The organism is Cupriavidus sp. 207A1 (assembly GCF_057798955.1).
In genome coordinates this window covers 573,209-592,586 of the sequence record NZ_JBYOJO010000001.1, presented here as the reverse complement: position 1 = coordinate 592,586, position 19,378 = coordinate 573,209, and the positions used below count along the sequence as shown (strand labels likewise).

Below are 19,378 nucleotides of genomic sequence, written 5' to 3'. Positions count from 1 at the left end.
ATTACTCACCCGTTCGCCACTCGCCGCCAGGCCGAAGCCCGCGCTGCCGTTCGACTTGCATGTGTAAGGCATGCCGCCAGCGTTCAATCTGAGCCAGGATCAAACTCTTCAGTTCAATCTCTGTGTGGACCCGAAGGTCCTCGCTCTTTCGAGCGGTCGCTCACTCTCAGAAAACTGACTGACCAGATCCGAAGATCCAGTCACGTTTTGCTGTGCGAGCACTGTATAACTTGAAGCATCACTGTCCGTAGACAGCGGCGTCCGCTACCCAGCGCCCACACTTATCGGTTGTTTGTTTGTTAAAGAACTTCGCCACCCGGCTTTGCCGTTCAGCGCGCTGCGTTGTCTGCAGCAGAGAAACGAGATTATGCAGAGCTTTCTTCGTTTCGTCAACCGTTTGCCGCAATCTTTTTTGCTGCCGTCAGCGCTGCAAACTTCGCCGCGCCAACCTCCCGGTCGACCCCGCATCCCTTGCTGCGCCTGCCTTGCAGGTGCCGCGTCGTGTTGCGAGGGGGCGAATAGTAAGCGAGCGCAGCGGGGTTGGCAAGGGGTATTTGAAAACTTCTTCGTGCCGCCATCAGGGGCCCCTTAAAATCGGCAAATGCCCGACCTGCCTACCTATCAACCGTCGCGCCTGCCAGCGGACGGTACCCGCCTGCTGGAGGCCCAGTCGCTGGCCGCCGCACTGTCGCGTCCTATAGTCTTTGTCGACCTGGAGACCACTGGCGCGGACGCCCAGCGTGACCGCATCACCGAGATCGGCGTGGTCGAAGTTGGCCCGGACGGTATTGTCGAATGGGAAACCTTGCTGGACCCCGGCATGTCGATCCCGCCGTTTATCCAGCGCATGACCGGCATCAGCGACGACATGGTGCGCGGTCAGCCGACCTTTGAGTCGCTGGCCGAGTCGCTCGCCGAGCGCCTGCAGGGCCGCCTGTTCGTGGCCCATAACGCACGCTTCGACTATGGCTTCCTGAAGAACGCGTTCCGGCGCGCCGGTGTGACGTTCCGGGCCGACGTGCTGTGCACCGTCAGGCTCTCGCGCTCGCTGTACCCGTCGGTCGAGCGCCATGGCCTGGACGCGCTGATCGCCCGCTTTGGCCTGACGCCCAAGGGCCGGCACCGCGCGCTGGCCGATGCCGAGCTGCTGTGGCAGTTCTGGCAGAAGATCCATGCCACCTATTCGGTCGACCTGGTGGAAGCGGCGGTGCGTACGCTGGTGCGGCGCGCCAGCCTGCCGGCCGGACTCGAAGAGACCGCGCTCGAAGACGTGCCCGCAACCCCGGGCGTCTATATCTTCTATGGCGACCAGGACGTGCCACTCTATATCGGCAAGAGCGTGCACCTGCGCCAGCGCATCGGAGCGCATTTTTCCGGCGACTACCGCTACGGCAAGGATATGCGGCTGGCGCGGCTGGTGCGCCGGGTCGAATGGCGGGAAACCGGCGGCGAAACCGGCGCGCTGTTACTGGAAGCCCGGCTGGTCAAGGCCATGCAACCGGTGCACAACCAGATGCTGCGCCGGAATACGCGCCTCTACGCCTGGGAGCTGCCGCAGCAGTTGCCGGTGCCGCGCCTGCGCTCCGATCGCGACACGGACTTTTGCCGGCATCGCGACCTGTTCGGCGTCTTCGGCAGCCGTGGCGCGGCCGAGGCACGGTTGCGCGCGCTGGCCGAGGAGCATGGCCTGTGCATGGCCACACTGTCGCTGGAAAAGACCACGCGCCGTGGCAGCCCGTGCTTTGCGCGACAAGTCCACCGCTGCGCCGGCGTCTGCGTCGGCGTGGAGTCGTCGCGCGACCATCGTGCCCGTGTGGCCGCCGCGCTGGGGCCGATCGCCCTGGTGCCATGGCCGTTCGACGGCCCGGTGGCCTGGCGCGAGCAGCACGGCGCACGCGCCTGGTGGCACGTGGTGGACGAGTGGTGCTACCTGGGCTGCGCGGACACGCTGGAGGAAGCCGGCGCACTGGCCGCCGCGCCCGCGCATTTCGACCTCGACACCTACCAGATCCTGGCGCCGCGCCGGGAGCAATGGATGCCGGACGCGGTGCCGCTGTCGGTGCGGCGGGATTTCATGCTGACCGCGCCAGTGACGCTCACTGAAGCCCCGCGTCCCGCACGCGCGGTGCCGACGCATGCTGCACGCAAGTCCTCCGCCACGGTAGGGCAGCAAACCCTGGGCTTGTTTGCCGAGTAAGCCTGCGTGGCCGCGGGCCCCGGTAATCTGTACGCCAAGCCCCAAAAGCCCCTTGCAAACGATGTGACGGCTCCACTAGTCTCCACAGACCGGCTCTTGCCGCCGGCCGCGCCGATGTGGAGACCCCATGCCCGTCGATCCAGCCCGAGTTGCGCATGCCGCCCGAACCGTGGCGCGCAGGCATGCGCGCGTCGCGGTCCTGTGCGCGGCGACCTTGGGGGCCACTTTGGCGGCGGCCTGCGCAGGAATCGGGACGGGAGCGATGCAAGACGTCATCGATTCCTGGAAGAGCATTCCGGTCGATGAAGCAAAGCGGCAGTGGGGCCCGCCGCAGGCCGTGCAGACCCTTCCCGCCGGCACCGCCTATGTCTGGACCGATTCCGTGCCGGCCGCGCGGCCGCCGGGCAGCGGTCCGCGCGATGCCGGCATGGAGCGCACCCCCGTGCCGGGGCAGTGCCAGCGCAAGCTGGTAGCGGACCCCCAGGGCATCGTGACCGGCGGCGAGTGGCGCGGCGATGCCTGCTGCCTCACCGCACTGGCCGGGCGCTGCGCAGCGCTCAAATATCGGGCGCGCGGCTGAACGCAGCCGTCGCCCGGCACCCACCATACCTCGGTCAGCGTTCCGGCCACGCGCCGGTATCGGCCAGCACCGGCGAGAATTCCCGAAATGCGAAGCGCAGCGGCAGCACGCGCTCGCGCCGCACCACGCGCTCCACATGCATCCGCACCAGCCGCTCGGCGCCGGCATAGGACGCCAGTTCCCCGCCCTCCCAGATCACTTCGGCGCGCCCGGCCACATGCAACAGCGAGCCGTCGGCAAAATCCGGCACGACGATCCCCGCACGCGGCTCGGCCATCAGGTTGCCGATGGTGTTGAAGAAGTTGTTGCCGTTGAAATCCGGGAACGTCAGGGTATGGGCGTCGTCCACGCGGATAAAGCCGGGCTTGCCGCCGCGATGCGAGACGTCGACACCGCCGGTGTGCTCGCCCTCGTCTTGCGGCGTCACGCTATGGCTGGAGGCAATGAACAACGTATCCGCTCCGCTCAGCCGGGAACTGGCTTGCGCGTCGAGCGCGTCGCCGTGCCACACCGCAGGCGCGGCGGCCGGCTCGGCAGCGGCTACCTCGCGCAGCTGGATGTAGCGCGGGCAATTGCCAAAGCTCTGCTCGACCTCGACCGTCAGCCCTGCCTGATCGCGCGCCACGATGATCCCGTTCATGCGGTTGCGCCGGCGCGTGGGCAGCTCGATGCCAAGCAACCCGATGCGCGCGCCCTGCTCCAGCGCCGCGGCCAGCGGATCGCCGGGCAAGGGCACGGCGTCGATGCGCAGATGCGTGGCGTCAGGCGTGTGCGCAAACCCCGGCGGCCCGACCAGCAGCGTCGCCCAGGGCATGCCACCGCCATCGACCGCGCCGGCCAGCAGGAACGGCAGTTGCGCGAAGAACGTGCGGTGCTGTTCCGGCATCTCGCCGCGGATCACGCGCGGACCCGCCGCGGCCATGCGCTCGCGCTTGCCGGCGCGCTGCTGTGCCGCGAGTTCGCCGGCGTGGAATGGCAGGCCGGCATGCGGCCAGGTGGGCAGGTCCATGATTGGCTCCTTCGCAACGTGAATGGCTTGACGCTCGCCGGACGCAATGGCTAGGCGGCCACGCTGGCCTTCGATACCACCATCGGCACGAAGCCGGGCAATGCCTCGACGCGGCGCAGCCAGGCATTGAGCGCCGGGTACGGCGCCAGCGGCACGTTGCCTTCCTCGGCGCGCGCGATATAGCTGTAGGCGGCCACATCGGCAATGGTGGCGTGATCGGCGGCGAGGAACGCGCCCCCGGCCAGCACGGACTCCATCAGTGTGAACAGCCGCTGCGCGCGGGCGACGGCATCCTCCATCGGCACCGGCCGTCCGAACAGCACGCCCAGGCGCGCGGCAGCCGGGCCGAACGCAATCTCGCCGGCGGCCACGGACAACCAGCGCTGCACGCGCGCGGCGCCGACCGGATCGCGCGGCAGCCAGCGGCCATCGTCGTAGCGCGTGGCCAGGTAGACCAGGATCGCGTTGGAATCGCCCAGCACCACGCCGTCGTCGTCCAGCACCGGCACCTGGCCGAACGGATTCAGCCGCAGGAAGGCCTCGCTGTGCTGCTCGCCGCCGCGCAGGTCGACGTCCACCAGCCGGTAGGGCAAGCCCAGCAACCCCAGCATCAATTCGGCGCGATGGGCGTGGCCGGACACCGGCGAACGGTACAGCACCAGCGGCCTGGCGGGCACTGCGGGGGGATTCGTCTGTTGCATGGCACTCTCCTGAGCGGTTGGTATGGACAGATTCTCGGCGTCGGCGAGACTGGAATAAATGGGGCCATCGTTATTTGACTACTCCAGAAAATGGAGTAATGTTTGGCGCCATGGACAAGCTACGTGCGATGCAGACCTTTGTGCGGATCGTCGACGAAGGCAGCCTGACGGCCGCCGCGGCGTCGCTGCATACCTCGTTGCCGGCGGTGGTACGCACCCTGGCGGCGCTCGAATCCGAACTGCAGGTGCGGCTGCTCAACCGCACCACGCGGCGGCTGTCGCTGACCGCCGAGGGGCGCAGCTACCTGGACGGCTGCCGGCGCATCCTGGCCAATATCGACGAAGTCGAAGCCGGCCTGACCGAGAGCCATGTCGAGCCCAGCGGCCAGCTCACCCTGACCGCCTCGGTCCTGTTCGGCCAGATGTACGTGGCGCCGGCGGTGACGCGCTTCGTGCAGCGCTATCCGCGCGTGCGCTGTCGCATGGAATTCACCGACCGCGTGGTGAACCTGCTCGAGGAAGACCTGGACGTGGGCGTGCGCATCGGCCCGCTGGCCGACTCCACGCTGGTGGCGCAATCCGTCGGCAGCATCCGCCGCGTGGTGGTCGCCACGCCGGCCTATCTCCGCAAGCACGGCGTGCCGCGCCACCCGGACCAGCTGGCCGGCGCCAACTGCTTGCGCTTCACCGGCAACCATGCGCACTGGTGGTCGTTCCGCGATGGCGAACGCGAGTTCCATGTGCCGGTGTCGGGCAACCTGGAATTCAACCAGACCGCGCCCGCCGTGGCCGCCTGTGCGGCGGGTGCCGGCTTCGGTCATTTCCTGTCGTACCAGGTCGCGCAGCTGGTGGAGGAGCGCAAGCTGCGCATCGTGCTGGAAGACTTCGAGCTGCCGGCGTGGCCGCTGTCGCTGATCTATCCCCACGCGCGGCTGCTGCCGGCGCGTACCCGCGCCTTCATCGACTGGATGCGCGACGAGCTGAGCCCGCGGTTCAACTGAGCCCTGATCTCAGGCGCCCCGCATTCAGATTGTTCTGATTGATAGCCACCGCAAGGCGCAAGGCACGCGGCTCGCACCGTCGTGCACCGCACGGCATCCGTGCGGAACATTTGCAGGGCCAACCGACAAAACTTCTTGACGCGTTGCCGTGCGCACCGGTATTTTCAAATTCGAATCCGAATTCGAATACGGAAATTTGACCATGTCAGCGACGCCTTCCAGCTTCCCCGCCAACGCTTCCTTCCCCCGTATCGACACCCCCTCGATCCTGCAGCCACCCCGCCAGCGGCGTGCGCGCGAGACCGAACAGGCCTTGCTGGGCGCGGGCCGCGAACTGCTGGCGACGCGCGACTTCGCCGCGGTCTCGGTGGCGCAGATCGCAGCCTCGTGCCAGGTATCGGTGGGTGCCTTCTACGGGCGCTTCCGCGACAAGATGGCCTATTTCGAGGCGCTGCGCGCGCTGGTGATGGAAGAGACCTCGGCATCGATCGACCGCTACCTGGCGCAGGAACGCTGGGAAGATGTCACCACACCGGTGCTGCTTGAAAAGACCGCCAGGTTCATGGTGCTCGGCACGCTGGCCAACCGTGGCGTGATGCGCGCGTCGCTGCGCCATGCCTCCACGCGTCCCGAGGAATGGCTGCCCCACCGCCAGAACGGTGAAGCGATCGTCGAGCGCATGGTGCAGCTGCTGGTGCCGCGCCTGCCGCTGCCCGCCGATACGGCCGAACTGCGGGTGCGCTTTGCCATGCAGGCCGTATTCAGCGTGCTGGTCAATGCCGTGCTCAATGATTCCGGCCCGCTGCACCTCGACGACGAACGGCTGATCACCGAGCTGAGCCGCCTGATGGCTGGCTACCTCGACGTCAAGCCGGCCGAGACCGCCTGAGCCTGCCTGGGTAATGCAGCCGGGCCATGGCTGCTATGAATTGCGCAGCGCTTGCTTGGCGGTGGCGCCGGCGCTCCCTAGAATGTGCCCACGCCCGGCCCCGCGCCGAGGCAGCCTATCCGCCTCACTGCTTACCGGGACCGCTCATGGCCACGCTTTTCCTCGTCCGTCACGGACAAGCCTCGTTTGGCGCCGCCAACTACGACTGCCTGTCGGCCACCGGCCGGCAGCAGGCGCGCTGGCTTGGCGAATACTTCGCTGAGCGCGGCGTCAGCTTCACGCGGGTAGTGGCCGGCACGCTGGTGCGCCAGCAGGACACCGCCACGGAAATCCTGGCCGGCATGGGGCATCCGCAGGCCGCGGTGATCTCGCATCCCGGCCTGAACGAATACGACGGCGAGGCGCTGTACCGCTGCCACACCGGCGGCGCCGACCACCGCGCCCACCAGAACTCCGACTACAACGACTACTGGCGCACCTTCCGCGCGGCCTACGCGGCCTGGACTCAGGACGGGCTGGCGGAAATGCCCGAGAGCTGGACCGACTTCGGCACGCGCATTGCCGGCGCGCTGGCGCAGGCCAGCGAGGGCACCACGCGCGAGGATGCGATCCTGGTGGTCAGCTCGGGCGGCGCCATCGGCCGCGCCACCGCCGACCTGCTCGGCGCGCCGGCGCAGGCCGCGATCGAGATGAACCTGCAGTTCCGCAATACCGCGTTCTGCGAAATCATTGTCGGCCGCGGCGTGCAGCGTCTGCTGAGCTTCAACAACGTGCCCCACCTCGAGCGTGCCGACCGGCGCAGCGCCGTGACCTTCGCCTGACGCGGATGGCGCGTTCGGCGCTATCCGCCCCTCGAATGACAATGGCCGCGATTTCGCGGCCATTCTTTATCTTTCTCCGGCTGCTGGCGCGGGCACTTTGACATGCCCGCGCCGCCGGTCCTTCTCCCTTTACTGCTCTTTGTCGTGCTCTGCGCGGCTGCGTCTCTGCTTTACAGGCGCTCGACGATGGTCACGTTGGCCAGCCCGCCGCCTTCGCACATGGTCTGCAGGCCGTAGCGCTTGCCATGCGTATGCAGCGCATGGACCAGCGTGGTCATCAGCTTGGCGCCGGAGCCGCCGAGCGGATGACCCAGCGCGATTGCGCCGCCATGCACGTTGAGGCGTTCCGGATCGGCGCCAGTGGCCTTGAGCCAGGCCAGCGGCACCGGCGCGAAGGCTTCGTTGACTTCGAACAGGTCGATATCGCCGATGCGCAGGCCGGCGCGCTTGAGCGCCACTTCGGTGGCCGGCAGCGGCGCTTCCAGCATCACCACCGGGTCATGGCCGATCACGGTCATGCTGTGCACGCGCGCCAGCGGCTTCACGCCCAGCTTCTTCAGTCCGGCCTCGTTGACCACCATCAGGCCCGCGGCGCCGTCGCAGATCTGGCTGGCGGTGGCGGCAGTGACACGGCCGCCTTCGGCAATCAGCTTGACGCTGCCGATGCTTTCCAGCGTGGCGTCGTAGCGAATGCCTTCGTCGGTGGTGTGCATCTCGCCGTTGGCGCCGTCGGCGGTGCGCACCTCCACCGGCAGGATCTCGGCGCTGAAGCGGCCGGCCTTGGTGGCGGCGATGGCGCGCTGGTGGCTTTGCAGCGCGTAGGCGTCGAGCTGTTCGCGCGACAGCTCGTACTTGCGCGCGATCATCTCGGCGCCGGTGAACTGGCTGAACTGCACGCCGGGGTAGCGCGCCTCGACGCCAGGGCTCTTGGGCACGCCGAAGCCGTTCTTGGCCGGCAGCTGCGACGACAGGCCCATCGGCACGCGCGTCATGCTTTCCACGCCGGCGGCGATGACGATATCCATCGCACCCGACATCACCGCCTGCGCGGCAAAGTGCAGTGCCTGCTGGGATGAGCCGCACTGGCGGTCGACCGAGGTGCCCGGCACGCTTTCCGGCAGGCGCGAGGCCAGGATGGCATTGCGCGCGACGTTGCCGGCCTGCTCGCCGACCTGGCTCACGCAGCCCATGATGACGTCTTCGACCAGCGCCGGATCGGCACCGGTGCGCTCCACCAGCGCGTCGAGCACCTGCGCGGCGAGGTCGGCCGGATGCCAGCCCGACAGCTTGCCGCCCTTGCGGCCGCCGGCGGTGCGGACCGCCGCGACGATATATGCCTCAGCCATGTGATCTCCTTGGTTCGGTGCAGGCCGCCGGGGCAGCCCGAGTGTTGTGCAACATGCCGGCGGGCGTGCCGGCAGCTTCGACGGCTATTGTTGCGCCGCCGGGAGTGGCCAGCGTCGTCGGAAGCGACGAAGTTGCCGGCCCGCTCAGGCGCGCGGCGCCAGCACCGCGAAGATCGCCGTGGCGCGCAGCAGGCAGCGCTCGCCGCTGAGCAGCCGGCAGGTGCCGTAGCGCAGCCGCGAGCCGAGCTTGTCGAACTCCACGCGGGCCTCGACCCAGTCGCCCAGGCGCGCCGAATCGAGATAGTCGAGGCTCAGGTTCACCGTCACCGCGCTTTTGGCGCGGCCGGTTTCCAGCGACATCATCATGCCGATTGCGGTATCGGCCAGGGTCGCCAGCATGCCGCCGTGCGGGATGCCCAGGTTGTTCAGGTGGCTCTCGTCGATGCGCACCGCCAGCGTGCGGCGGGCCGCGTGCAGATAGAGCTGGCCGAAGCCAGCCATGTAGCCGTTCATCCGGCGCAGTGGGACAAAGCCTTCGGGCACGTCGGTGCCGGCTTCGGCCGGCGCGGCGATGGCGCGGGTCAGCGCCGCCTCGATTTCCGCCTCGGCCATGGCGTCAGGCAAAGTAGCGCGAGGCCACGCTGAGGTGTTCGCGGCAATCGGCCACCATGCGCGCGATCAGTTCTTCGCAGCTGGGCACGTCGTCGATCAGGCCCACGCACTGTCCGGCGCTGATGATGCCGCCGTCGGTCTCGCCCGCCTTGAGCGCGGCCTTGCCGCGCACGCCGGCGACCAGGTGCTTGACGTCCTCGAACTGCGCGCCGCCCGGACGGCGTTCGATGCTCACCACTTCGTCCGACACGGCGTTCTTGAGCACGCGCGCGGTGTTGTGCAGGGTGCGGAAAATCAGGTTGGTGTCGCGCTCGCTGGCCTGCACCAGCGCCTGCTTGACGTTGTCGTGGATCGGCGCCTCGCGCGTGGCGCAGAAGCGCGTGCCCATGTTGACACCCTCGGCACCCAGCACCAGCGCCGCCGCCATGCCGCGCCCGTCGGCGATGCCGCCCGAGGCGATTACCGGGATCGACAGTTTGCGTACCGCCTGCGGAATCAGCACCATGCCGGGCACGTCGTCCTCGCCCGGATGGCCGGCGCACTCGAAGCCGTCGATCGAAACCGCATCCACGCCCAGGCGCTCGGCCGACAGCGCATGGCGCACCGCCACGCACTTGTGGATCACCTTGATGCCCGCGGCCTTGGCCCGCGCGATATGTTCCCTGGGGTTGTTGCCGGCAGTCTCCAGCACCTTGACGCCGCTCTCGATGATGACGTCGAGGTAGCGCGCGTACGGCGGCGGGTTGATCGACGGCAGCAGGGTCAGGTTCACGCCAAACGGCTTGTCGGTCATCTCGCGGCAGCGGCGGATCTCGGCGGCCAGATCCTCGGGCGTCGGCTGGGTCAGCGCCGTCAGGATGCCCAGGCCGCCCGCGTTGGAAACGGCGGATGCCATTTCGGCGTAGCCAACCCATTGCATGCCGCCCTGGATGATGGGGTAGCGGATGCCAAGCAGTTCGGTGATGCGTGTCTTCATGGTGGTCCTTTTGCGGTCTGCGCCGGCAGAAGGCTACGGCGGAATGTCGTGAGGTGCCGGCCCTGCCGCCTGATCGCATCAGTCTACGGCGCCGCGCGCCGTCCCAGCCTCGTCGGAAGCGACGATTGCGGGCGGCGCAATCTGCACTAGTGTTGGGCGAGCCCCCGCCCCGCGCTGCCGGCGCTACCACCGGCACCTCCGGCATCCCTTCCTACCTCCCAGCAGGAGCCCGCATGACGCCAGCCACGCCTTCGTTCGAAACCCTGCGTTACGCCGTTGCCGACGGCGTCGCCACCATCACCCTGCACCGCCCGGACCAGCTCAATGCCTTCACCGCGCAGATGATGCACGAGCTGATCGCCGCGTTCGACGCCACCGATGCCGACGACAACGTGCGCGCGGTGATCGTCACCGGCTCCGGCCGCGCGTTCTGCGCCGGCGCCGACCTGTCCGGCGGCAGCTCCACCTTCGATTTCGAGAAGCGCTATGGCGCCAGCCCGGATACCGCCCATCGCGATGGCGGCGGGCGCGTGTCGCTGCGCATCTTCCGCAGCCTCAAGCCGGTGATCGCCGCGGTCAACGGCGCCGCGGTCGGCGTGGGCGTGACCATGCAGCTGCCGATGGATATCCGGCTGGCGTCGACCGACGCCAAGTTCGGCTTTGTCTTCGCACGCCGCGGCATCACGCCGGAAGCGGCGTCGTCGTGGTTCCTGTCGCGCGTGGTCGGGATCTCGACTGCGCTGGAGTGGTGCTATACCGGTCGTGTGTTCTCGGCGCAGGAGGCGCACGAACGCGGCCTGGTGCGCTCGCTGCACGCCCCCGAAGACCTGTTGCCGGCGGCGCAGGCGATTGCGCGCGAGATCGCCGCCAATGCCGCGCCGGTGTCGGTGGCGATCTCGCGCCAGCTGATCTGGCGCATGGCCGGCGCCAGCCACCCGATGGAAGCGCACAAGCTCGACAGCCGCGCGATCCAGTCGCGCGGACGCTCCGCCGACGTGAAGGAAGGCGTCAGCGCGTTCCTGGAAAAGCGCCCCGCCGCGTTCCCGGAAACCGTGTCGCACGACATGCCGGATTTCTTCGACTGGACCAGCGAGCCGCCCTTCGCCTGATGCGCCCGCTTCCATCCCTGTTTCCGGAGTCCCGATGAAAGTCAGCCAAGCCGTCGCCAGCCGCAAGTCCGTCCGCGGCTTCCTGCCCCGGGCGGTTGCACCCGACACCATCCGCCGCGTGCTCGACGCCGCCGCGCGCGCCCCGTCCGGCGGCAACCTGCAGCCGTGGCATATCCATGTGGTCGGCGGCGAGGCGCTGCAGCGGCTGCTCGGCATCATGCGCACGCGCATCGCCGAGGCCCCGACCGGCGAAGCGCGCGAGTATGACATCTATCCGCGCGAGCTGGTCTCGCCCTACCGCGAGCGCCGCTTCCAGGTGGGAGAAGCGCTCTACCACCACCTCGGCATCCCGCGCGAGGACAAGGCCCGGCGGCTGGCGCAGTTCGCCAGCAACTTCACCTTCTTCGGCGCGCCGCTGGCGCTGTTCTGCACCGTGGACCGGCGCATGGGCCCGCCGCAATGGTCGGACCTGGGCATGTACCTGCAGACGGTGATGCTGCTGCTGCGCGAAGAAGGCCTGGACAGCTGCGCGCAGGAGTGCTGGGCGATGTATCCGCAAACCATCGCCGAATTTCTGTCGCTGCCGGCCGAACGGATGCTGTTCAGCGGCATGGCGATCGGCTACGAGGATCCCGAGGCGCCCGCCAACCGGCTGCGCGCCGGGCGCGCGCCGCTGGGGGAATTCACCGAGTTCATCGGTATCTGAATCAATATCTGAGCCGCAGGGTCAGAGCAGGCCGAGCTGGCGTGCGATCGCGACCGCCTGGGTGCGGTTGCTGGCGTGCAGCTTGGCGCTGATATTGCGCAGGTGCGTGCGCACCGTGGTCTCGGACACGAACAGGCGCTCGGCCATGGCGACGTTGGAATAGCCCTCGGCCAGCAGGTGCAGCACCTTCTGCTCCTTGGGCGTCAGCGGCTCGACCAGCGCGGGCGGCGCGGGACGGCCGGCACCGGGCGGCTCGGCGGCGGCCTGGCCGCAAGCCTGCAGCAGCTTTTCGACATAAGGGGCCGGCAGGCCGGCAGCCTGGCGCGCGCAGGCGTCGGCCACCAGCCGGCGCACATCGTCGCCCTCGTCGGCAAAGATGCGCACGAAACCTTCGGCGGCGCCAAAGCGCAACGCCTCGCCCATCACCACCAATGCATGCGCGCCGTCGCCGCAGCGCTGCCACGCCTGCGCCAGCAGGATGCGCAGCTTGAGGGCGCGGCGCATCAGCTGGTTGCCGGCGGCGGCCGCAAGTTCGCGTTCGATGGCCTCGCGCACCGGCGCGCCGGGGCGCGCGTACAGGTCCAGCCGCAGCCGGCCCAGCGTGATGTCCTCGACATCGCTGGCAAAGGAGCTGACGCCGGGACGCGTGCGCCACAGCGCCGGATCGGCGGCGCGCTCGATCGCCTCCTGCGCGGCATGCACATTGCCCTGCCGCAGCGCCAGGCGGGCGCGCTCCAGCATCGCCGCCATCACCAGCCGCGTCAGGCCGCGGTGGTGGCCCAGCGCTTCGAGCTGCGCCAGCCACTCGTGGGCCTGGTCAATCTCGCGGCGCTCGAAGGCGATGCGGGCCAGCACCGCGTGGCCGGTGATGATCTGGTCGGGCAGGCCGAGGTCGCGCGAGAGCGGCAGGTAGACGTTGAGCAGCCGGCTGGCACGCTCGGAATCGCCGCTCTCGTACAGGCCCTCGGCCAGCAGGATGCCGGCCATGGCGTTGCCGTTGGTGGGCCCGAAGCGGTTCGGCAGCATGGTGCTGGCGGCGATGCGGAAGCGCGCCAGCGCCTGCTGCAGCCGCCCCTGGCGCAGATCGATCAGCCCTTCGACCGATTCCGAGAAGATCTTGTTGAAATTGCTGTCCGATCCGCGCACCGCGTGCCGCGCCACCTGCAGCAGCCGGCGCGCCTCGGGGTAGTCCCCCGCCACCGCGGCCAGCCGCGCCATCGAGGTGGCCAGGATCGCGTCGGGGAAGGCATAGCCCATCGGCAACGACGGCAGCTCGTTGCGGGCGAAGGCGCGCGCGTCGTCGAAGCGGTCCATCATGTTCAGCAGCATGTGGCGCAGCGCGCGGATATGCGCCAGCAGGTCGCCGGCCGCGCCCTCGGTGGGGATCTGCTGCAGCAGCGCGATGGCTTCGGCCGGCCCGCGCGTGAACGACACCGCCCACACCCGGGCGATCTGCAGCTTGGGCAGCCGCGCCAGGTCCTCGGCGGGCACCGCCTCCAGCCAGCGCGTCAGCAGCCGCATGCGGCCCTGCGCCAGCAGGTCGTCGGCGGCGCTGTCGAGCAACTGCAGCGCGTGCGCCAGCGCACCGGCGGCGAAGGCATGCTCGATGGCGGGCACCAGGCGCCCCTGCGATTCATACCAGCGCGACGCCGACAGGTGCAGCTGCGGCACGAACCCGGGCATGGCCTGCGCCAGCTGCGCGCGCAGGAAGCCGGAGAACAGGCTGTGATAGCGATACCACTGCTCGGGCGCGGCGCCGGAGCCGCGTTCGCCATAGCGTTCGCTCTCCAGCGGCAGCAGGAACAGGTTGGCGCGTTCCAGCCAGGCGAGGATCTCTTCGCTGCTGCCGGCGGCGGGCTGGCACACCGCATCGCACAGCGGCCCGCATAGCTGGTCCAGGATCGAGGTGCGCAGCAGGAAATCGCGCACCGGCTCGGGCAAGTGCAGGAAGACGTCTTCGACCAGGTAATCGGCAATGGCTGCGTTCGAGCCCGAGAAGCCGGCAATGAAGCCCTCCGGCTGGGTACGCCGCTCCAGCGCCACCGACGCCAGCCACAGCGCCGTGGCCCAGCCCTCGGTGCGCCGGTGCAGCACGCTGATGGCGGACTGCTCCAGCTTCAGCCCGCGCGCCTGGCGCAGGAAGGACGCGGTCTCGTCGGCCGAGAAGCGCAGCTGCGCGGGCTCGATCTCGAGCAGTTCGCCGCGCGCGCGCAAGCGGGCCAGGCCGGTTTCGGGCACCCAGCGCGTGCCGATCACGACGCGGCAGCCTGGCGGCAGGCTTTCCACCAGTTGCCAGACCAGCCCCGCCACCGCGGCGTTCTGCACGGCCTCGAAATCGTCGAGGAACAGCGTGAAGTCGCCGTGATGGCTGGCGAGGCGGTCGATCAGCGCCAGCGCCTGTTCGCCCGGATCCTGTGCCAGCGGCTGGCGCGTGGACCGGTCCGGCCCGCCGCTGCCCAGGCCATGCGCGATGGCCGCCTCGATCGAGCCGAGGAAGCGCGAAGGGTCATTGTCCGAGCGGTCCAGCGTCAGCCACGCGGTGCGGCCGCCGGCGGCCTCCAGCCGCGCGCGGCACTGGAGCATGGCGGTGGTCTTGCCGAAGCCGGCGGGTGCGCGCACCAGCACCAGCTTGACGAAGCCCGCCGCGCACACGGCATCGCAGATCGCCGCGCGCTGGACCTGGAACGGGGTCAGCAGCGGCGGGCGCAGCTTGGCGGCCAGCGACGCCGCGCCGGCGGGTGGCGGCGTGCGCCGTCCGGTCTCCTCGATACTTGCCATTGGCTGTCAGTGGTCTCCCGCACATCGCGGCCCTTGCCGGGCGCGCCATGCGCCCCCGGCGCTGCAGGATGCAGGCGGGTGGCCGTGGCTGTGGTGTAGCGAGGCATTATGACGTAAACCGCTGCGCTCGCGAAAACGCAGGCAGTGGCCAGGCACCGCTTGCCGATGCCTCACACCAGTTTGCTGGCGTGACCGGTCCAGTAGCGGTCGCGCAGCAGCCGCTTGAGCAGCTTGCCGGTTGGCAGCCGCGGCAACTCGGGCTCGAAGTCCACCGAGCGCGGGCACTTGATGGCCGAGAGGTTGGCGCGGCAGAAGGCAATCAGCTCGGCCGCCAGTTCGGGCCCCGCCTGGCCAATGTCGGCAGGCTGCACCACGGCCTTGACCTCTTCGCCGAAGTCCTCGTTGGGCACGCCGATCACGGCCACATCCATCACCTTCGGATGCGTCATCAGCAGGTTCTCGGCCTCTTGCGGGTAGATGTTGACGCCGCCGGAGATGATCATGTTGGCCTTGCGGTCGGTCAGGTACAGATAGCCATCCGCGTCCACGTAACCGACATCGCCGATGGTGCTCCAGTCCGGATGTTGCGGATGGCGCGTCTCCGCGGTCTTGGCCTCGTCGTTGTGGTATGTGAACGGGCGGCCCTCGGCAAAGTAGATCGTGCCCGGCTCCCCCGGCGGCAGCAAGGCGCCGTCCGGCCCGCAGATGCGCAGCTTGCCCACCATGGCCCGCCCCACCGTGCCCTTGCGCGCCAGCCATTGCGGCGTGTCGACCACGGTCACGCCGTTGCCCTCGGTGCCGGCGTAGTATTCCCAGATCACCGGTCCCCACCACGCGATCATCGCTTCCTTCACCTGCACCGGGCACGGCGCGGCCGCGTGGATCGCCACGCGCAGCGACGACACGTCATAGCCCTGCCGCTGCGCCTCGGGCAGCTTGAGCATGCGCGAGAACATGGTCGGCACCAGTTGCGTATGCGTGATGCGGTGTTCCTGCACCAGCCGCAGGAACTGCGCGGCGTCGAAATGCTCCATCACCACCGCGGTGCCGCCCAGTGCCTGCACCGACATGGTGTAGCGCAGCGGCGCCGCATGGTACAGCGGCGCGGGCGACAGGTAGCGCGTGTCGGCATCGAAGCCGTAGAGCCGCTGGCACAGCGCGGTCAGCGTCGTCGGCGCGTCGATGTCGGGACTCGACGGGGGCGCGTACACGCCTTTGGGCCGGCCCGTGGTGCCCGACGAATACAGCATGTCGCCGCCGGTCACCTCGTCGTCGATGCGCGTCGCCGTGCAATCGGCCAGTGCGGTCTCATAGGCCTCATAGCCGGGCACCGTGCCGTCCAGCATCAGGCGCGCCTGCAGGGCCGGCGTCTGCCCGATCAGCACCGTGGCGATCTCCGCCTGCGCATGCGTGGTGACCAGCATGCGCGCGCCGCTGTCGTTGACGATATAGGCCGCGTCGGCCGCGTTCAGGCGCGTGCTCAGGCAGATATAGACAATGCCGCTGCGCTGGGCACCCCAGCACAGCTCGAACAGCCGCGGATGGTTTTCCACCATGAAAGCCACGCGGTCGCCGCGCTGCAGGCCGAGCTTGCGGAACAGGTGGGCGACCTGGTTCGAGCGCTGGTCCAGCTCGCGGTAGGTGACGACGGCGCCGCTGCCGCCCATGATGACGGCGGGCTTGTCGGGCGTGCGCTGCGCGTGGATGTGCGGATGCATGGCGTGGAGCTCCTCGACGGGGATGGTGGGTGGGCGAATGCCGCTTGCGCATTCTCGGAACCCTGGCCGGTTCGACCATCGTCGGAAGCGACGAAGCGGCACGGCCTGGTTTTGTCGCAGCGCCGCATAAAGACCGCGCCTGCGGCCCGCGCCTCAGCTTCGTCCGATGCGACGATGCGCCGCCGGCCAGCCTCGCCGGAAGATGCCCGCCAGACTACCGCCCTCACGCCTCACCCTTATCCGAAGGAGCCAAGGTGGATTTCCAGTTCAGCGAAGAACAGTCGATGCTGCGCGACACGCTCGCGCGTTACCTCGCCGACCACTACGATTTCGAAGCCCGCCGCGCGGCGGTGCAGTCCGCGGCGGGATGGCGCCCGGACTGCTGGCGCGCGCTTGCACGTGACCTGGGCATCCTGGGCGCCGCGTTTCCCGAGCACCTCGGCGGCCTGGGTGGCGGCGCCGTCGAGCACATGGTGGTGATGGAACAGCTGGGCCGGCACCTGGTGCTGGAGCCGTATCTGGGCACCGTGGTGATGGGGGGCGGCGCGTTGCTGCATGGCAGCCCCGAGCTGGCCGCGCAGTGGATTCCGGCCATTATCGGCGGCGAGGCCACCGTGGCGTGGGCCCATGCCGAGCCCGCCAGCCGCTACTGCCGGCACGACGTGCAGGCAAGCGCCACGCGCCAGGGCGACGGCTACCGGCTCAGCGGCCACAAGCACGCCGTGGCGGGCGCGCCGTTCGCCTCGCACCTGCTGGTCAGCGCGCGCAGCGGCGGCGCGCGCCGGGACCAGGGCGGCATCAGCCTGTTCTGGATCGCGCGCGACACGCCGGGCGTAACGCTGCGCGAATATCCCACCTTCGACGGCCAGCGCGCCGCCGAGGTGCTGCTCGACGACGTGCAGGTACCGGCCAGCCAGCGCATCGGCGACGAAGGCCAAGCGCTGCCGCTGATCGAACAGCTGTGCGACCACGCCATGATCGCGCTGGCCGCCGAAGCCAATGGCGCGATGGCGCGCATGCTGGCGGACACCATCGACTACGCGCGGCAGCGCAAGCAATTCGGCGTGCCGATCGGCACCTTCCAGGTGCTGCAGCACCGCATGGCCGACATGTACATGCAGCTGGAGCAATCCGTGGCCCTGACCCAGGTGGCCGCCATGCAGGCCGCCGCCGCGCCGGAGACGCGCGCGCAGGCCGCGTGCGCGGCGAAGATCCAGGCCGGCCAGGCGGGCGCCTTCGTCGGCCAGGGCGCGGTGCAGATCCACGGCGGCATGGGCGTGACCGAGGAGCTGGCCGTGGGCCACTACTTCAAGCGCGTCACGGCGATCGACCTGCAGATGGGCTCGGCCGAGCACCACCTGCGCCGCTATGCCGATCTGCTCTATCCCGCCCGGGCCGCGGCCTGAAGCCGCCCCTATCCACGATCGAATACCAGAGAGGCCCGCCGATGCATCTCGATTTCTCTCCCCAAGACCAGCAGTTCCGCGAAGAAGTGCGCGCCTGGATTGCCCAGGCCTATGACGCCGACCTGCGCGCGATGATGGCGCAGTCCAAGAACGGCTACCTCGACAAGGCCGGACAGGTGCGCTGGCAGAAGGCGCTGCACGCGCGCGGCTGGGCCGCGCCGAACTGGCCCAAGGAATACGGCGGGCCGGGCTGGGGCGCAACCGAGCGCTTTATCTTCCAGTCCGAACTGGCCGCCGCGGGATGCCCGCCGGTGTCGCCGATGGGCCTGAAGATGGTGGCGCCGGTGATCATGAAGTACGGCACGCCCGAGCAGAAGCAGCGCTTCCTCCCGCCGATCCTGAGCTCCGACGTGTGGTGGTGCCAGGGCTATTCCGAGCCCAACTCCGGCTCCGACCTGGCGTCGCTGCAGCTGCGCGCCGACCACGGCACCGACAGCGACGGCGAGCACTACGTCCTGAACGGCTCCAAGATCTGGACCACGCACGCGCAATGGGCCGACTGGATGTTCTGCCTGGTGCGCACCAGCCGCGAATCGAAGCGCCAGGAAGGGATCTCGTTCCTGCTGCTCGACATGCACACGCCGGGCATCACGGTGTCGGCGCTACCGACGCTGGATGGCCCCATGCCCGGCCAGCAGGAGGTGAACCAGGTCTTCTTCGAGAACGTGCGGGTGCCGGTGGCCAACCGCATCGGCGAGGAAGGCAAGGGCTGGACCTACGCCAAGTACCTGCTGGAATTCGAGCGCGGCGGCACGTATAGCCCGATGCTGCGCAAGCAGCTTTCCAAGATCGCGGAGATCGCCGCGGAGCAGCCTGGCGATGACGGTGGCCCGCTGCTGGACGACCCGCTGTTCCGGCGCAAGCTGGCCGCGCTGCACCTGCGTGCGGCGGCGCTGGAAGCGGTTGAGTTGCGGGTGTTTTCCGGGGTGGAATCGGGCACCTCGATCGGCGCGGCTTCCAGCATGCTCAAGCTAACGGGCACCGAGACGCTGCAGGCGGCGAGCGAACTTGCGGTGGAGGCGGCGGGGCCTGCGGCGCTGCCGTTCGTGCAGGACACCTGGGCGGAACTGCAGGGGCGCGATGCGCCGGCGCGGGTCGGGGCTGACTATGCTGCGGTGCTGGCGCCGCGCTATTTCAACTATCGGAAGGCGTCGATCTATGGGGGGTCTAATGAGATTCAGCGGAACATTATTGCGAAGCTTGTGTTGGGGCTTTGAGGGGGTGGGGGGGCGGGGTTTCGACTCGTTTTTTGGGGTGGGCGCTGTTGGTGACATGCTGTCGGCTGTTGGGCCGCCTGGTTCCGCCCTGCTGGGCGGGTCACTTTTTGGCCGAGCGCCAAAAAGTAACCAAAAAGCGCGTTTACTGCCCTGCGGGCGGCATGTCTTATCGTAGTGGGCCCGGGGTTGTCGTACGGGGCTTTGCTTCCTCGCATAGCGGGACTGCCTGCCGCAGGGGTGCACCACGGTGGT

The 19,378-nt window shown here is 68.9% G+C and carries 16 protein-coding genes and 1 rRNA gene; 9 read left to right on the top strand and 8 right to left on the bottom strand.

The window, feature by feature from the left end:
- A 16S ribosomal RNA gene (locus AC3FMM_RS02670) occupies positions 1–115 on the bottom strand; the annotation flags it as partial.
- Between the two features lie 486 nt (positions 116–601).
- Here AC3FMM_RS02670 and AC3FMM_RS02665 point away from each other — a divergent pair.
- Entirely contained in the window at positions 602–2,197 is a 1,596-nt protein-coding gene (locus tag AC3FMM_RS02665) for an exonuclease domain-containing protein (protein ID WP_488686083.1), read from the top strand.
- A gap of 127 nt (positions 2,198–2,324) precedes the next feature.
- Positions 2,325–2,777 carry a hypothetical protein gene (locus AC3FMM_RS02660; RefSeq protein WP_115712667.1) on the top strand — a complete coding sequence of 151 codons (453 nt, stop codon included), beginning with the start codon at positions 2,325–2,327 and terminating at the stop codon, positions 2,775–2,777.
- 34 nt (positions 2,778–2,811) lie between these two features.
- On the opposite strand, the gene AC3FMM_RS02655 is transcribed toward AC3FMM_RS02660, so the two are convergent.
- Together AC3FMM_RS02655 and AC3FMM_RS02650 are read right to left on the bottom strand one after the other, a co-directional pair.
- Positions 2,812–3,786: a pyridoxamine 5'-phosphate oxidase family protein gene (locus tag AC3FMM_RS02655; protein WP_326348763.1), complete on the bottom strand. Its 975-nt coding sequence runs from the start codon at positions 3,784–3,786 to the stop codon at positions 2,812–2,814.
- Positions 3,787–3,836: 50 nt separating this feature from the next.
- The gene (locus tag AC3FMM_RS02650) at positions 3,837–4,487 is read right to left on the bottom strand and encodes a glutathione S-transferase family protein (RefSeq protein ID WP_116313601.1); all 651 of its coding nucleotides are present in this window, start codon (positions 4,485–4,487) and stop codon (positions 3,837–3,839) included.
- Positions 4,488–4,585: 98 nt separating this feature from the next.
- Between AC3FMM_RS02650 and AC3FMM_RS02645 the strand changes: the two genes are divergently transcribed.
- The 3 genes from AC3FMM_RS02645 (at position 4,586) to AC3FMM_RS02635 (ending at position 7,198) form a co-directional block, all read left to right on the top strand.
- Positions 4,586–5,488: a LysR family transcriptional regulator gene (locus AC3FMM_RS02645; protein ID WP_488686082.1), complete on the top strand. Its 903-nt coding sequence runs from the start codon at positions 4,586–4,588 to the stop codon at positions 5,486–5,488.
- Positions 5,489–5,690: 202 nt separating this feature from the next.
- On the top strand, positions 5,691–6,377 hold the full coding sequence (locus AC3FMM_RS02640) for a TetR/AcrR family transcriptional regulator (RefSeq protein WP_115714205.1): 687 nt from the start codon (positions 5,691–5,693) through the stop codon (positions 6,375–6,377).
- Between the two features lie 146 nt (positions 6,378–6,523).
- Positions 6,524–7,198 (top strand): histidine phosphatase family protein, encoded by a 675-nt coding sequence (locus AC3FMM_RS02635; protein ID WP_115712660.1) that lies wholly within the window; start codon positions 6,524–6,526, stop codon positions 7,196–7,198.
- 170 nt (positions 7,199–7,368) lie between these two features.
- Here the strand turns inward: AC3FMM_RS02635 and AC3FMM_RS02630 are convergent, their stop codons facing one another.
- From AC3FMM_RS02630 to AC3FMM_RS02620, 3 genes are all read right to left on the bottom strand, one after another.
- Positions 7,369–8,544, bottom strand: a complete 1,176-nt coding sequence (locus AC3FMM_RS02630) for an acetyl-CoA C-acetyltransferase (protein ID WP_115712659.1) — start codon at positions 8,542–8,544, stop codon at positions 7,369–7,371.
- A 144-nt stretch (positions 8,545–8,688) separates the two neighbouring features.
- Positions 8,689–9,156 carry a PaaI family thioesterase gene (locus tag AC3FMM_RS02625; RefSeq protein WP_115712657.1) on the bottom strand — a complete coding sequence of 156 codons (468 nt, stop codon included), beginning with the start codon at positions 9,154–9,156 and terminating at the stop codon, positions 8,689–8,691.
- Between the two features lie 4 nt (positions 9,157–9,160).
- On the bottom strand, positions 9,161–10,132 hold the full coding sequence (locus AC3FMM_RS02620; protein ID WP_115712655.1) for an NAD(P)H-dependent flavin oxidoreductase: 972 nt from the start codon (positions 10,130–10,132) through the stop codon (positions 9,161–9,163).
- 233 nt (positions 10,133–10,365) lie between these two features.
- Between AC3FMM_RS02620 and AC3FMM_RS02615 the strand changes: the two genes are divergently transcribed.
- Together AC3FMM_RS02615 and AC3FMM_RS02610 are read left to right on the top strand one after the other, a co-directional pair.
- Positions 10,366–11,241: a crotonase/enoyl-CoA hydratase family protein gene (locus AC3FMM_RS02615; protein ID WP_092311292.1), complete on the top strand. Its 876-nt coding sequence runs from the start codon at positions 10,366–10,368 to the stop codon at positions 11,239–11,241.
- Positions 11,242–11,275: 34 nt separating this feature from the next.
- Entirely contained in the window at positions 11,276–11,947 is a 672-nt protein-coding gene (locus tag AC3FMM_RS02610; RefSeq protein WP_326348760.1) for a nitroreductase, read from the top strand.
- Positions 11,948–11,968: 21 nt separating this feature from the next.
- Here AC3FMM_RS02610 and AC3FMM_RS02605 read toward each other — a convergent pair whose 3' ends face one another.
- Together AC3FMM_RS02605 and AC3FMM_RS02600 are read right to left on the bottom strand one after the other, a co-directional pair.
- Complete coding sequence (locus AC3FMM_RS02605) at positions 11,969–14,725, bottom strand: winged helix-turn-helix domain-containing protein (RefSeq protein ID WP_488686081.1); 2,757 nt, start codon at positions 14,723–14,725, stop codon at positions 11,969–11,971.
- 170 nt (positions 14,726–14,895) lie between these two features.
- On the bottom strand, positions 14,896–16,443 hold the full coding sequence (locus AC3FMM_RS02600) for an AMP-binding protein (RefSeq protein ID WP_414248980.1): 1,548 nt from the start codon (positions 16,441–16,443) through the stop codon (positions 14,896–14,898).
- 254 nt (positions 16,444–16,697) lie between these two features.
- Between AC3FMM_RS02600 and AC3FMM_RS02595 the strand changes: the two genes are divergently transcribed.
- Together AC3FMM_RS02595 and AC3FMM_RS02590 are read left to right on the top strand one after the other, a co-directional pair.
- Complete coding sequence (locus AC3FMM_RS02595) at positions 16,698–17,849, top strand: acyl-CoA dehydrogenase family protein (protein WP_414248981.1); 1,152 nt, start codon at positions 16,698–16,700, stop codon at positions 17,847–17,849.
- Positions 17,850–17,890: 41 nt separating this feature from the next.
- On the top strand, positions 17,891–19,126 hold the full coding sequence (locus tag AC3FMM_RS02590; protein WP_473702950.1) for an acyl-CoA dehydrogenase family protein: 1,236 nt from the start codon (positions 17,891–17,893) through the stop codon (positions 19,124–19,126).
- Positions 19,127–19,378: the final 252 nt, after the last annotated feature.

Coding starts and splice junctions, on each gene's coding strand:
- AC3FMM_RS02665 (WP_488686083.1), top strand. CDS start 602: ATGCCCGACCTGCCTACCTATCAACCGTCGCGCCTGCCAGCGGACGGT.
- AC3FMM_RS02660 (WP_115712667.1), top strand. CDS start 2,325: ATGCCCGTCGATCCAGCCCGAGTTGCGCATGCCGCCCGAACCGTGGCG.
- AC3FMM_RS02655 (WP_326348763.1), bottom strand. CDS start 3,786: ATGGACCTGCCCACCTGGCCGCATGCCGGCCTGCCATTCCACGCCGGC.
- AC3FMM_RS02650 (WP_116313601.1), bottom strand. CDS start 4,487: ATGCAACAGACGAATCCCCCCGCAGTGCCCGCCAGGCCGCTGGTGCTG.
- AC3FMM_RS02645 (WP_488686082.1), top strand. CDS start 4,586: ATGTTTGGCGCCATGGACAAGCTACGTGCGATGCAGACCTTTGTGCGG.
- AC3FMM_RS02640 (WP_115714205.1), top strand. CDS start 5,691: ATGTCAGCGACGCCTTCCAGCTTCCCCGCCAACGCTTCCTTCCCCCGT.
- AC3FMM_RS02635 (WP_115712660.1), top strand. CDS start 6,524: ATGGCCACGCTTTTCCTCGTCCGTCACGGACAAGCCTCGTTTGGCGCC.
- AC3FMM_RS02630 (WP_115712659.1), bottom strand. CDS start 8,544: ATGGCTGAGGCATATATCGTCGCGGCGGTCCGCACCGCCGGCGGCCGC.
- AC3FMM_RS02625 (WP_115712657.1), bottom strand. CDS start 9,156: ATGGCCGAGGCGGAAATCGAGGCGGCGCTGACCCGCGCCATCGCCGCG.
- AC3FMM_RS02620 (WP_115712655.1), bottom strand. CDS start 10,132: ATGAAGACACGCATCACCGAACTGCTTGGCATCCGCTACCCCATCATC.
- AC3FMM_RS02615 (WP_092311292.1), top strand. CDS start 10,366: ATGACGCCAGCCACGCCTTCGTTCGAAACCCTGCGTTACGCCGTTGCC.
- AC3FMM_RS02610 (WP_326348760.1), top strand. CDS start 11,276: ATGAAAGTCAGCCAAGCCGTCGCCAGCCGCAAGTCCGTCCGCGGCTTC.
- AC3FMM_RS02605 (WP_488686081.1), bottom strand. CDS start 14,725: ATGGCAAGTATCGAGGAGACCGGACGGCGCACGCCGCCACCCGCCGGC.
- AC3FMM_RS02600 (WP_414248980.1), bottom strand. CDS start 16,443: ATGCATCCGCACATCCACGCGCAGCGCACGCCCGACAAGCCCGCCGTC.
- AC3FMM_RS02590 (WP_473702950.1), top strand. CDS start 17,891: ATGCATCTCGATTTCTCTCCCCAAGACCAGCAGTTCCGCGAAGAAGTG.